At 37.3% G+C, this 13,604-nt stretch carries 12 protein-coding genes and 1 pseudogene; all 13 read left to right on the plus strand.

Annotated features, from left to right (window positions below; all coding sequences use genetic code 11):
* Positions 1-105: 105 nt before the first annotated feature.
* The 13 genes and pseudogenes from ltrA (at position 106) to pnp (ending at position 13,389) form a co-directional block, all read left to right on the plus strand.
* Positions 106-1,932: a group II intron reverse transcriptase/maturase gene (ltrA, locus tag BM211_RS01670; protein WP_090994706.1), complete on the plus strand. Its 1,827-nt coding sequence runs from the start codon at positions 106-108 to the stop codon at positions 1,930-1,932.
* A 97-nt stretch (positions 1,933-2,029) separates the two neighbouring features.
* Positions 2,030-3,445: pseudogene (locus BM211_RS01675) on the plus strand (PolC-type DNA polymerase III); the annotation flags it as partial.
* A 340-nt stretch (positions 3,446-3,785) separates the two neighbouring features.
* Positions 3,786-4,256 (plus strand): ribosome maturation factor RimP, encoded by a 471-nt coding sequence (rimP, locus tag BM211_RS01680; RefSeq protein ID WP_035428965.1) that lies wholly within the window; start codon positions 3,786-3,788, stop codon positions 4,254-4,256.
* A gap of 17 nt (positions 4,257-4,273) precedes the next feature.
* Entirely contained in the window at positions 4,274-5,374 is a 1,101-nt protein-coding gene (nusA, locus tag BM211_RS01685; RefSeq protein WP_035428964.1) for a transcription termination factor NusA, read from the plus strand.
* 11 nt (positions 5,375-5,385) lie between these two features.
* Complete coding sequence (rnpM, locus tag BM211_RS01690) at positions 5,386-5,658, plus strand: RNase P modulator RnpM (RefSeq protein WP_020059150.1); 273 nt, start codon at positions 5,386-5,388, stop codon at positions 5,656-5,658.
* Complete coding sequence (locus BM211_RS01695) at positions 5,659-5,970, plus strand: YlxQ family RNA-binding protein (RefSeq protein ID WP_020059149.1); 312 nt, start codon at positions 5,659-5,661, stop codon at positions 5,968-5,970.
* A 4-nt stretch (positions 5,971-5,974) separates the two neighbouring features.
* Entirely contained in the window at positions 5,975-8,041 is a 2,067-nt protein-coding gene (gene infB / locus BM211_RS01700) for a translation initiation factor IF-2 (protein WP_035428962.1), read from the plus strand.
* On the plus strand, positions 8,038-8,319 hold the full coding sequence (locus BM211_RS01705) for a DUF503 domain-containing protein (RefSeq protein ID WP_035428961.1): 282 nt from the start codon (positions 8,038-8,040) through the stop codon (positions 8,317-8,319). The genes infB and BM211_RS01705 overlap by 4 nt, the downstream gene beginning before the upstream one ends.
* 15 nt (positions 8,320-8,334) lie before the next feature.
* Complete coding sequence (rbfA, locus tag BM211_RS01710; protein WP_035428960.1) at positions 8,335-8,691, plus strand: 30S ribosome-binding factor RbfA; 357 nt, start codon at positions 8,335-8,337, stop codon at positions 8,689-8,691.
* A gap of 78 nt (positions 8,692-8,769) precedes the next feature.
* Positions 8,770-9,693, plus strand: coding sequence for a tRNA pseudouridine(55) synthase TruB (gene truB, locus BM211_RS01715; RefSeq protein ID WP_035428959.1), 924 nt, complete (start codon positions 8,770-8,772; stop codon positions 9,691-9,693).
* Between the two features lie 43 nt (positions 9,694-9,736).
* The gene (gene ribF, locus BM211_RS01720) at positions 9,737-10,708 is read left to right on the plus strand and encodes a bifunctional riboflavin kinase/FAD synthetase (protein ID WP_035428958.1); all 972 of its coding nucleotides are present in this window, start codon (positions 9,737-9,739) and stop codon (positions 10,706-10,708) included.
* A 100-nt stretch (positions 10,709-10,808) separates the two neighbouring features.
* Complete coding sequence (rpsO, locus tag BM211_RS01725; protein WP_035428957.1) at positions 10,809-11,078, plus strand: 30S ribosomal protein S15; 270 nt, start codon at positions 10,809-10,811, stop codon at positions 11,076-11,078.
* 160 nt (positions 11,079-11,238) lie between these two features.
* Entirely contained in the window at positions 11,239-13,389 is a 2,151-nt protein-coding gene (gene pnp / locus BM211_RS01730) for a polyribonucleotide nucleotidyltransferase (RefSeq protein ID WP_090994709.1), read from the plus strand.
* Positions 13,390-13,604 lie beyond the last annotated feature (215 nt).

A 13,604-nucleotide genomic window follows, 5' to 3' on the forward strand; every position in this document is an offset into this window, starting at 1 on the left:
ATTTCAGAGGGAAGGGCACAAGTCGTTAACGTCGAAATAAAACCTACAAAAGTCAGATTCGTGTATGACAAAAGAGAAACGAAAACTTCATAAGGAAGTGATTAGTTGGCTGACTTAATGATTCAAAAATTAAGAAACAATGAATATTTTGGCTTACAATCAACTTTTGATAATCTTTATGAAGAGAGTAACGAGGGTCGATATTTCAAAAACATATATGAGCTGATTGTTTCTGAAGAAAACATTCGATTAGCCTTTCGTAATTTAAAAAGCAACACTGGTAGTAAAACGAAAGGTACAAATGGACACACAATAAAACATCTTAATAAAATAGATGCTGACAAGCTAATCAGATTAACGAAGAAGAGATTGGAAAACTACATGCCACATGCAGTAAGACGTGTGTTTATATCAAAGCCAAACGGGAAAATGCGACCTCTAGGAATTCCAACGATTGAAGACCGATTAATTCAGCAAATGTTCCTACAAATTTTGGAACCGATTGTTGAAGGGAAGTTTCATCCGCAAAGCTATGGTTTTCGACCAAAACGAAGCACTCATGACGCTTTAGCCAGGTGTTATCATATGGTCAATCACAGTCACCAACATTTTGTAGTGGACATAGATATTAAAGGTTTCTTTGATAACGTTAATCATAAAAAGTTAATGAGGCAGCTATGGACAATTGGAATACGAGACAAAAGAGTTTTAGCCATTATCAAAAAGATGCTGAAGGCGGAAATTACAGGCGAAGGCATTCCTGTTAAAGGGACTCCTCAAGGTGGTATTTTATCCCCATTGCTAGCCAACGTTGTATTAAATGAACTTGACTGGTGGGTGTCAAACCAATGGGAAACAAAACCGACAAGAGTACCTTATAAATTGAAACGCAATAAAACGGATGCACTTAAAAAGACAAGGTTAAAACCAATGTATCTAGTAAGGTATGCGGATGATTTTAAAATCTTCACAAATTCCTACGAAAACGCTAGAAAGATTAAAATAGCGGTTGAAAGATGGCTCAAGGAAAGATTAGGACTTGAGATAAGTGAAGAAAAAAGTAAAATCACAAACTTACGGAAAAACGGTACAGATTTTTTAGGCATTCGATTTAGAGCAGTTCAGAAGGGGAATGCTAAAACTGGTTATATTGTAAATTCTAAAATGGACCCGAAAGCGAAAGATAAAGTATTGGGTGTCATTAGGCATCAATTGGTGAAGTTAAGAAAAAGTTCTACTCCAGAAAAAGTAATGAACTTTAACTCCAACATTCTCGGCTTGCATAATTATTACAAAATTGCAACCAGAATTTCTCAAGATTTTAATGAGATAAGGCATAAAGTTCATCCGAATATAAAATCATTGATGTTTAGAAACATCTTTGTTTATACAAAGGAAACGAACAATGTCATTGATAAATTTTATGGAGATTACAATTGTCCAAGGTTTAAAAGCAATGGATTACTGGTCTATCCTATTGAAGCAATTCGACATGATATACGAGGTCAAAGAGACCCTAACTTCTCAGTTTATGACGAAAAAGATAGGGCATTAATTCATAAAGAGATAAAGCATGTGTCTGTATGCGAAATCGAAATGTTTCGTAAAGGAATATATAAAGCGAAAAGTGTTTTGTATGAAAATAACCGCTTAAGTAAATATGTTGCTCAAAAAGGGTGCTGCGGTATTACAGGGGAACGATTGACTCCTCATAATGCTATCTGTCACCACATCAAGCCAACAACTCAAGGCGGTAGTGATGAATATGATAACTTGATTATTATTAATAGGAAATATCATATGTTAATTCACAATAAAGACCCTCTTGCAAATAAAGATTACAAAAAAATGTTAGCCAAGTTTGAAAAGAAAGCTTCAAACAAATTAAATAAGCTGAGAACGGAAGTAGGGAATCCAAAACTTAGCTTATAAACTTCGACTAAGTTAACGATGGAACGCCGTGTGAGTGTGAAAGCCTCATGCACGGTGTGGAGTGGGGGAAAAGCTGGAGATAACATCAAATGCTTACCTATCACTATACTTCTCAGGAGAATACCAACCACGTGCCCATAACTATACGAAAGTACTGTTCGGTGAAGATAATGTATATCGTGCTGGAACAATAGGTACTGTTGCCGAAAAGACCGCGTATGGATATGTGAAAGGATATGCTTCCGATCATAATTTAACGATACGAGGAGCGGAAGTAGACCGCCTTGTAGCAGGGTGTACTGGTGTTAAGAGAACGACAGGACAACATCCAGGTGGTATTATCGTAGTGCCAGATTACATGGATGTCTTTGATTTTACACCGATTCAATTTCCAGCAGATTCTTTAGAGGCAGAATGGAGAACGACACATTTTGATTTCCATTCTATTCATGATAACTTGTTAAAACTTGATATACTCGGACACGATGATCCGACAGTGATTCGTATGCTTCAAGATTTAAGTGGAGTGGATCCAAAGACGATTCCTACTGATGATCCAGAAGTAATGAAAATTTTCTCGGGTACAGAATCACTTGGCGTAACGGAGGAACAAATTAACTGTAAAACAGGTACACTTGGTATTCCAGAATTTGGGACGAAATTCGTTCGCCAAATGTTAGAAGAAACGAAGCCGACGACGTTCTCAGAGCTTGTCCAAATTTCTGGACTATCTCACGGTACAGATGTATGGCTTGGAAATGCAAATGAACTCATTTATGATGGTACATGTACATTAAGTGAAGTAATCGGTTGTCGTGATGATATTATGGTGTATTTAATTTACCAAGGTTTAGAACCGTCTTTAGCGTTTAAAATTATGGAATCTGTGCGTAAAGGGAAAGGTGTGCCTCCAGAGTGGGAAGAGGAGATGCGTAATAATAATGTGCCGGGATGGTATATTGATTCGTGTAAAAAGATTAAGTATATGTTCCCTAAGGCGCATGCGGCAGCATATGTACTCATGGCAGTGCGCATTGCCTATTTTAAAGTGCATTTTGCGCTCTTATTCTACGCAGCATACTTTACTGTTCGGGCTGATGATTTTGATGTAGATGCGATGGTAAAAGGCTCAGCAACTATCCGCACTAAAATTGATGAAATTACGCAAAAGGGATTAGATGCTTCGCCAAAAGAAAAAAGTTTACTAACAGTATTAGAAATGACACTCGAAATGTGTGAACGTGGTTATTCATTCCAAAAAGTTGATTTATATCGCTCTAGTGCAACAGATTTTATTATTGATGGGAATACATTGATTCCACCGTTTAATGCAATACCTGGTCTTGGTACAAATGCTGCATTAAACATTGTAGCAGCACGTGGAAATGGCGAGTTTTTATCGAAAGAGGATTTACAACAGCGCAGTAAGATTTCCAAAACAATTATTGAGTATTTAGATAGCCAGGGTTGTCTAGGAGATCTACCAGATCAAAACCAGTTATCGTTGTTCTAATAGGTAGGAAAAGTCTTTGCAAAACAATGGTTACTATGCTATACTAGATAGCGAGATAACCATGTCGTGTATATTTTGTGAAAAAAAGAGTGGGGAAACCCACTCTTTCGTTTTACTATCTACGTTTCTGCGTCTAAAATTTACGTAGACGCTTCTGTCGTATATACATATTTTGTTACAAGTTTTACTTCTTAAATTTGGTAATACTAAGACAGATATTCCCTGCTTATTAGCAGGGGCTTTTGTTAGCTAACGAGAAAGAATATACAAACTGCATTGGTTAAAAGTACGCAGGATGAAGTCTTTCAACTGTTACATGGCGGCAGAAAGGAGGCTGTTTATGGATAAGAAAGTTACAGAAGTTGTTGAAGCACTTGCGCAGCCAATTGTCGAAGAGCTTGGTCTTGAGCTTGTAGATGTAGAGTATGTGAAAGAAGGACAAGATTGGTTTTTACGCGTGTCCATTGACTCTGATACAGGAGTAGATATTGAGGAATGTGGAGCGGTAAGTGAGCGGTTAAGTGAAGCTTTAGATAAAGAGGATCCAATTCCTCATCTTTACTTTTTAGATGTATCCTCTCCAGGAGCGGAGCGTCCACTAAAGAAAGAAAAAGATTTCCACCAAGCAGTAGACAAACAAGTTGCAATTAAAACATACGAGCCAATTGATGGTGAGAAAATGTTTGAAGGAAAACTACTTGCATATGATGGAACAACAATTACATTACTATTAACAATTAAAACACGTAAAAAAGAAATCCAAATTCCAATGGATAAAGTTGCCAATGCGCGACTTGCAGTTACGTTTTAGTAAGAAGGGGGATCTTCATGAGCACTGAGTTGTTAGATGCTTTGCTCGTATTAGAACAAGAAAAAGGTATTAGCAAAGATATTATTATTGATGCTATTGAAGCAGCTTTAATATCTGCTTACAAACGAAATTTCAACCAAGCGCAAAATGTTCGCGTTAGCTTCAATCCTGAAGTTGGTACAATTCAAGTATTAGCACGTAAGGATGTAGTGGAAAATGTATTTGATCCACGTCTTGAAATTTCTGTTGAAAAAGCAAGGCATATTAATCCGAACTATCAAGAGGGCGACGTATTAGAGATTGAAGTAACGCCAAAAGATTTCGGACGTATTGCAGCACAAACAGCAAAACAAGTTGTAACACAGCGTGTACGTGAAGCTGAACGTGGCGTGATTTATTCTGAGTTCAGCGACCGTGAAGAAGACATTATGGTTGGTATTGTACAACGCCAAGATGCTCGCTTTATTTATGTAAGTTTAGGGAAAGTAGAAGCACTTTTACCAGTAAGCGAGCAAATGCCAAATGAACAGTACAAACCTCATGATCGCATCCGTGTTTTCATTACAAAAGTAGAGAAAACAACAAAAGGACCGCAAATTTATGTATCACGTACGCATCCAGGCCTTTTAAAGCGCTTGTTTGAAATTGAAGTACCAGAAATTTATGATGGAACTGTAGAAATTCGTTCTGTAGCACGTGAAGCAGGAGACCGTTCAAAAATCTCTGTGTACTCTGAAAATGTAGATGTAGATCCAGTAGGTTCTTGTGTAGGACCGAAAGGACAACGTGTACAACGCATCGTAGATGAACTAAAGGGTGAAAAAATTGATATCGTTCGCTGGTCAAATGATCCGGTTGAATATGTAGCAAACGCACTAAGTCCATCACAAGTTGTAAAAGTGCTTGTAAACGAAGAAGACAAAGCAACTACTGTAATTGTTCCAGATCATCAACTTTCCTTAGCAATTGGTAAGCGTGGGCAAAATGCACGACTTGCAGCAAAATTAACAAATTGGAAAATTGATATTAAAAGCGAGTCTGATGCGAAACAACTAGGACTTTTAACAGAAGAAGATATGATAATCGCATTCGATTCTGCTGAAGATGAAATCGAATAGAGGTGATGAACGTGAGCAATCGAAAAGTTCCGTTACGAAAATGTGTGGTAACACAAGAAATGAAATCAAAACGCGAGCTCATTCGCATTGTTCGTTCCAAAGAGGGAGTCGTGTCAATTGATTTAACAGGTAAACAATCAGGACGCGGTGCATATTTATCAAAAGATAAAGAATGTATTTCTCAAGCGAAAAAGAAAAATGTTTTGGAACATCACCTAAAAGCGAAAATTGATGACTCTCTTTATGAAGAGCTAATCGAGCTTGTTGAGAAGGAGTCGAAGTAAGTGTCCAATTGGAAATCGTTTTTAGGGCTGGCTAATCGGGCCCGAAAGATTATATCGGGTGAAGAGCTTGTTTTAAAAGAAGTCCGAGGTGGTAAAGCAAAGCTCGTATTGCTTTCTGAAGATGCGTCAGCAAATACAACAAAGCGCATTACGGACAAAACAACGTTCTACAACGTACCAATGAGAAAAGTCGAAAATCGACAAGAATTAGGGCATGCGATTGGGAGAGAAGAACGAGTCGTTGTAGCGGTGTTAGATGACGGCTTTGCTAAAAAGCTGCTTAGCATGCTCGATACAACTTACCGGGGGTGAAGGTATGAGTAAAATTCGAGTATATGAATATGCAAAAAAACACAATATCTCAAGTAAGGATATTATTACAAAACTAAAAGAAATGAATATAGAGGTTTCTAATCATATGGCGATGTTAGATGATGAAGTAGTAAACAAGTTAGATAATCAATATAATGACGGAGCAGAAAAACCTTCTGTTGCAGATGAGTTTGAAGTAGAAGAAAAAGTTGTTCGCAGTAAAAAGAACAGCAATAAGAATAAGAAAAAAGGCAAAGGAAATCAAGACAAACGTCAAGAAAACTTTGCTGGAAGACAACAAACGCAAGTAGTAGAAACACCAGACAGAATCACTTTCTCTGGCACGCTTACAGTAGCTGAACTTGCAAAAAAATTAAGCAAAGAGCCGTCTGAAATTATTAAAAAGCTCTTTATGCTTGGAATCATGGCAACAATTAACCAAGATTTAGATAAAGATACAATTGAGTTAATTGCTAGTGATTATGGTATTGAAGTAGAAGAAGAAGTAATTGTTAGTGAAACAGAATTCGAGACGTTTATAGACGAGCAAGACGATGAAGAAAACTTAAAAGAACGTCCGGCTGTCGTTACAATTATGGGACACGTTGACCATGGTAAAACAACATTACTTGACTCTATTCGTAATTCAAAAGTAACTGCTGGTGAAGCAGGCGGAATTACGCAGCATATTGGTGCATACCAAGTTGAAGTAAACGACAAAAAAATTACGTTCCTAGATACACCAGGTCACGCAGCGTTTACAACAATGCGTGCACGCGGTGCGCAAGTTACGGATATTACAATTCTAGTTGTAGCAGCTGATGACGGTGTTATGCCACAAACAGTTGAAGCGATTAACCACGCGAAAGCAGCTGGAGTACCAATTATTGTTGCTGTAAATAAAATGGATAAACCAGCTGCAAATCCGGACCGTGTAATGCAAGAGTTAACTGAATATGAGTTAGTTCCAGAAGCTTGGGGCGGCGATACAATCTTCGTACCAATCTCAGCTATTAAAGGTGAAGGAATTGACAACTTGTTAGAAATGATTCTTCTTGTAAGTGAAGTAGAAGAATATAAGGCAAATCCAAATCGCTATGCAACTGGTACAGTAATCGAAGCACAGCTTGATAAAGGTAAAGGAACAATTGCGACGTTACTTGTTCAAAACGGTACACTTCGAGTAGGAGATCCAATCGTTGTTGGTACATCATTCGGCCGTGTTCGTGCGATGGTAAATGATATTGGTCGTCGTGTAAAAGTTGCAGGTCCGTCTACTCCTGTTGAAATTACAGGTTTAAATGAAGTACCACAAGCGGGAGATCGCTTTATGGCATTTGCCGATGAGAAGAAAGCACGTCAAATCGGTGAAGAACGTGCACAACAAGCATTGCTTGCACAGCGCGGTGAAAAATCTAAATTAAGCCTTGAAGATTTATTCCAACAAATTAAAGAAGGCGATGTAAAAGAAATTAACTTGATTGTGAAAGCAGACGTACAAGGTTCTGTGGAAGCAATGGCAGCATCACTTCGTAAAATTGATGTTGAAGGCGTAAAAGTGAAAATCATCCATACTGGCGTAGGTGCAATTACAGAATCTGATATTATTTTAGCTTCTGCATCTAATGCAATTGTAATCGGATTTAACGTACGTCCTGATGTTAATGCGAAGCGTACAGCTGAATTAGAAAACGTTGATATTCGTTTGCACCGCATTATTTATAAAGTAATTGAAGAGATCGAAGCAGCAATGCAAGGTATGCTAGATCCTGAATTCGTAGAAAAAGTAATTGGTCAAGCAGAAGTTCGTCAAACGTTCAAAGTAACGAAAGTTGGAACAATTGCAGGCTGTTACGTAACAGATGGTAAAATTACACGTGATAGCGGCGTGCGTATCATTCGTGACGGCGTAGTTATTTTCGAAGGCCAACTTGATACGTTAAAACGTTTCAAAGACGACGTAAAAGAAGTTGCCCAAAACTATGAGTGTGGTATTACAATTGAAAGATATAATGATCTTAAAGAAGGGGACATCATTGAGGCGTACATTATGGAAGAAGTGAAGCGATGATTATCGCTTCACTCTCATTCGAATGTATAATCTATGATGTGCATTCTTTAAAAGAGAAACGAGCAATTTTACAGCGTGTTTTAACTCGTGTAAAACAGCGTTACAATGTATCTGTTTCAGAAGTTGGGCATCAAGATGTATGGCAACGTACAGAAATTGCGATTGTTTCCGTATCCTCAAATCGTGTTGTCTGCGAAAAAGAAATGGATCGTGTACTTGCCTACATTGATTCATTTCCTGAAATTGAACGTACGATAACACAATTGGAATGGTATTGAATGAGGTGATTAGTTATGAAGCTACGTGCAAATCGCGTGGGCGAGCAAATGAAGAAAGAATTAGGCGAAATTATTAGTCGCAAGATTAAAGATCCACGTATCGGTTTTGTGACGGTAACAGATGTGCAAGTAAGTGGGGATTTACAGATTGCCAAAGTATATATTTCTGTTTTAGGAGACGAAGAACAGAAAGAAAATACATTAAAAGGTTTAGCGAAGGCAAAAGGCTTTATTCGTTCCGAAATTGGACAACGTATTCGTCTTCGTAAAACACCTGAAATTTCCTTTGAATTTGATGAATCGATTGGATACGGTCATCGAATTGATACACTTTTACATGAAATTAATAAAGACGGTAAACGTGAAGAATAATGGATAGACATTTGTCTATCCATTTTTTCAATCTAGAGTAAGTTTGACATACAAAAAGAATAACGATGAGGTGAATATATGGAAGGTGTAGTACTATTACATAAACCAAAAGGCATGACATCACATGATTGTGTATTTAAATTAAGAAAAATATTAAGGGAGAAACGTATAGGGCATACAGGAACTTTAGATCCGGATGTGACAGGAGTATTACCAATTTGCGTAGGGCGTGCCACGAAAATTGCACAATTTTTGACGAGTGAAACAAAAACGTACGAAGGCGAAGTTACACTAGGATTTTCGACGACTACAGAAGATGCTTCAGGTGAAGTGGTTGCAAAGCAAGATGTCAATCGTGTTATTAGGCGTGAAGAAGTAGAAACCGTATTAGCAGGCTTAACAGGAACAATTGAACAAGTACCACCGATGTACTCAGCTGTAAAAGTAAATGGAAAGAAGCTATACGAATATGCGAGGGCGGGAAAAGAAGTAGAGCGTCCTGTTCGTACAATTACGATTCATGAATTTACTTTACTTGATAATTGTGAATTATTTGAAGGGAAGACAATTTCCTTCCGTTTCCGTGTGACTTGTAGTAAAGGAACATACGTAAGAACATTAGCAGTTATGATTGGGGAAAAGCTTGGGTTTCCAGCGCATATGTCCGATCTTGTAAGAACAGCATCAGGAGAGTTTAAATTAGAAGATTGTATATCATTTGAAGAAATTGAGCAAAACATGCAAAATGGAACAGTGGAATCTATCTTCATTTCAATTGATGAAGCTTTATGTAAGTTTCCAAAAATAATTGTTAGTGAGGAACAAGCAGAAAAAGTGAAGAATGGTATGTTTTTACCGAATAAAGAACAAATAACAGCACCATACATCACAATTTTTGATAAAAATGAGCGTTGTTTAGCAATTTATGAACATCATCCAAAGCATCAAGATATGTTGAAACCGATGAAAGTACTTGTGAATAATCAAGAATTACAGCTATAATGGATAATTGGAAGGATTATTACAGAAAAAGGTGAATTCAAGCGTGAAACTTATTCATTTAACTCATCCACACGAACAAAATAAAATAGAACTACCACCTACTGTAATGGCATTAGGATTTTTTGATGGCATTCATTTAGGGCATCAGCGTGTGATTCGAACAGCAAAAAAAATAGCGGATGAAAGAGGATATAAAAGTGCTGTCATAACGTTTCATCCACACCCATCTGTTGTGTTAGGGAAAAAAGAAGCGCATGTGGAGTATATTACACCGTTATCTATTAAAGAAAAAGTAATTGCAGATTTAGGGATTGATATGTTGTATGTGGTGAAATTCGATGAATCATTTGCTGGATTACTGCCACAACAGTTTGTAGATGAATATATTATTGGGCTAAATGTAAAGCATGTAGTAGCAGGTTTTGACTATTCATACGGACGTCTAGGAAAAGGGACGATGGAAACTTTACCATTTCATGCAAGAGGGGAGTTTACACAAACCGTGATTGAAAAAGTAGAATTTCAAGAAGAAAAAGTAAGTTCCACATTATTACGAAAGCATATTCGTAATGGAGAAATGGAACGAATCCCAGCTATTTTAGGAAGACCATATACAGTTGAAGGCATAGTTGTTCACGGAGATAAACGAGGACGCCAAATTGGCTTTCCAACAGCTAATGTGGCTTTAAGTGATGAATATCTTTTGCCGCCTGTTGGTGTGTATGCTGTTAGAATGAACGTAAATGATGAGTGGCATGAAGGTGTATGTAATATCGGATATAAACCTACTTTTAAGGAAAATGAAAAGCAGCTTTCTATTGAAGTGCATCTATTTGAATTTCAGCGCGATATATATGATGAGTCTGTTGTTGTAGAGTGGCACATCCGCATTCGTGAAGAAAAAAAGTTTAACGGAATAGATGAGTTAGTTGCACAAATTGCAAAAGATAAAAGAACGGCAGAAGATTATTTTAGCCGTGCAAATAATATACTTGCTTTTTCTAATGAAAAGTAGTATTCTATCTTATGTACTTTACAATAACCTTTGCTTGGCATTACGACTCACCGACGTGTGCTAGGTAATTGGGGATATAATACTTAGGAGGTGAAATAGGATGGCTTTAACACAAGAGCGTAAAAATGAAATCATTGCACAATTTAGAACTCATGAGACTGATACTGGTTCTCCAGAGGTTCAAGTTGCTGTCCTAACAGAGCAAATTAACACTCTAAATGAGCACTTACGTACTCACAAGAAAGATCATCATTCACGTCGCGGTCTTTTAAAGATGGTTGGTAAACGTCGTAACTTACTTACTTACCTTCGTAACAAAGACATCACTCGCTACCGTGAGTTAATCACAAAGCTTGGATTACGTCGATAGTCAAAGAAGCGGGAATATTCCCGCTTTTTTGTTAGGTAAAAATATATCTTCTACTCTTGATAGCTTACTGTATTTTCGGTAATACTAGAGGAAGAATATTGTGATATATTATTCATTTACATAGAAGAATTGAATATTTTAAATTGAGAGGGGTACTTAAATGAGTCAGGAAAAGCAAGTCTTCTCGATAGATTTGGCTGGTCGTCAGCTAACAATTGAAGCAGGTCAGCTTGCAAAACAAGCAAACGGAGCAGTTTTAGTAAGATATGGCGATACAGCGGTTCTATCTACAGCAACTGCATCAAAAGAGGCAAAAAATGTAGATTTCTTCCCACTAACAGTAAACTATGAAGAGCGTTTATATGCAGTAGGAAAAATTCCAGGTGGCTTTATTAAACGTGAAGGTCGTCCAAGTGAGAAAGCGATTTTAGCGAGTCGTTTAATTGATCGTCCAATTCGCCCTCTTTTTGCTGAAGGTTTCCGTAATGAAGTACAAGTTGTCAGCATTGTAATGAGTGTTGATCAAGATTGTTCTTCAGAAATGGCGGCTATGCTAGGTTCTTCATTAGCATTATCGATTTCAGATATTCCATTTGAAGGTCCGATTGCTGGTGCGACAGTTGGTCGTATTGACGGCGAATTTATTATTAATCCAACAGTTGAACAACAAGAGAAGAGTGATATTCACCTTGTTGTTGCCGGAACAAAAGATGCGATTAACATGGTAGAAGCTGGTGCAGATCAAGTGCCTGAAGAAACGATGTTAGAAGCGATTATGTTTGGTCATGAAGAAATTAAACGTTTGATTGCATTCCAAGAAGAGATTGTACAGGCTGTAGGTAAAGATAAAACAGAAGTACAACTTTATGAAGTGGATGCTGATCTTAATCAAGTTGTACGTGAAATGGCAGAGCAAGATATGCATTCAGCGATTCAAGTGCACGAAAAACACGCGCGTGAAGATGCAATTAATGCAGTGAAAAAGCGTGTTATAGCGCATTATGAGGCGCAAGAAGCTGATGCTGAAACATTAGGACAAGTAAATGAGATTTTATATAAAATTGTAAAAGAAGAAGTACGTCGTCTTATTACAGTTGAAAAAATCCGCCCAGATGGACGTAAAGGTGATGAAATTCGTCCTTTAGCATCAGAGGTAGGGATTTTATCTCGTACGCATGGTTCTGGTTTGTTTACACGTGGACAAACACAAGCATTAAGTATTTGTACATTAGGAGCATTAGGTGATGTGCAAATTTTAGACGGTCTTGGTGTAGAAGAGTCTAAACGATTCATGCATCATTATAATTTCCCGTCCTTTAGTGTTGGTGAAACAAGACCAATGCGTGGACCAGGTCGTCGTGAAATTGGTCACGGTGCGTTAGGTGAACGTGCTCTTGAACCTGTTATCCCATCTGAAAAAGATTTCCCATATACAGTTCGTCTTGTATCAGAAGTATTAGAATCAAATGGTTCTACTTCTCAAGCAAGTATTTGTGGTAGTACTTTAGCGATGATGGATGCAGGCGTTCCGCTGAAAGCACCAGTTGCTGGTATTGCAATGGGACTTGTAAAGTCAGGTGAACACTATACAATTTTAACAGATATTCAAGGTATGGAAGATCACTTAGGCGATATGGACTTTAAAGTAGCTGGTACAGCTAAAGGTGTAACAGCACTTCAAATGGATATTAAAATTGAAGGTTTATCTCGTGAAATTTTAGAAGAGGCATTGCAACAAGCTAAGCTTGGTCGCATGCACATCTTAGAACATATGTTATCTGTTATTGCTGAGCCTCGTAAAGAGTTATCTCAATATGCTCCAAAGATTGTTACAATGACAATTAATCCGGACAAAATCCGTGATGTTATTGGGCCAAGCGGAAAGCAAATTAACAAGATTATTGAAGAAACAGGCGTGAAAATTGATATTGAACAAGATGGTACAGTCTTTATTTCATCTATTGATCAAGAGATGAACGAAAAAGCGAAGAAAATTATCGAAGATATCGTTCGTGAAGTGCAAGTAGGTGAAATTTACTTAGGGAAAGTAAAACGAATTGAAAAATTTGGTGCTTTCGTTGAATTATTCAGTGGTAAAGACGGCCTTGTTCATGTTTCTGAATTAGCGCTTGAACGTGTAGGGAAAGTAGAAGATGTTGTGAAAATCGGTGATGAGATTTCTGTAAAAGTTATCGAAATCGATAAACAAGGTCGTGTAAACTTATCTCGAAAAGTATTGCTTAAAGAAGAGCAGGAAAAAGAAGCAGCAAAACAAGAACAAGAACAAGAACAAGAACAAGAACAAGAATAAGCAAAAAAGCTAAGGAATTTCCTTAGCTTTTTTTATTATGTAAAAACCTTGGGATATATCTCAAGGTTTTTTGTATATAACAGAGTATAGTTTTAATGAGAACGTTTAAATTAAAAATGAAAAGAAAAGAAACTGTTATTACTTTCGTTTGACGAGGTGTACATGAAAAGAAAAGAAGGGAAATCTGACTAACTATTAGTCGGCGGACGGAAGAT

The sequence above is a fragment of the Bacillus sp. 491mf genome, assembly GCF_900112415.1.
In the GTDB taxonomy this organism is placed as follows: Bacteria; Bacillota; Bacilli; order Bacillales; family Bacillaceae_G; genus Bacillus_A.

What these genes read in the sequence shown, in the direction of transcription:
- pnp (WP_090994709.1), top strand. Translation starts at nt 11,239, where the DNA reads ATGAGTCAGGAAAAGCAAGTCTTCTCGATAGATTTGGCTGGTCGTCAG.
- rimP (WP_035428965.1), top strand. Translation starts at nt 3,786, where the DNA reads ATGGATAAGAAAGTTACAGAAGTTGTTGAAGCACTTGCGCAGCCAATT.
- truB (WP_035428959.1), top strand. Translation starts at nt 8,770, where the DNA reads ATGGAAGGTGTAGTACTATTACATAAACCAAAAGGCATGACATCACAT.
- nusA (WP_035428964.1), top strand. Translation starts at nt 4,274, where the DNA reads ATGAGCACTGAGTTGTTAGATGCTTTGCTCGTATTAGAACAAGAAAAA.
- rpsO (WP_035428957.1), top strand. Translation starts at nt 10,809, where the DNA reads ATGGCTTTAACACAAGAGCGTAAAAATGAAATCATTGCACAATTTAGA.
- BM211_RS01705 (WP_035428961.1), top strand. Translation starts at nt 8,038, where the DNA reads ATGATTATCGCTTCACTCTCATTCGAATGTATAATCTATGATGTGCAT.
- rbfA (WP_035428960.1), top strand. Translation starts at nt 8,335, where the DNA reads ATGAAGCTACGTGCAAATCGCGTGGGCGAGCAAATGAAGAAAGAATTA.
- infB (WP_035428962.1), top strand. Translation starts at nt 5,975, where the DNA reads ATGAGTAAAATTCGAGTATATGAATATGCAAAAAAACACAATATCTCA.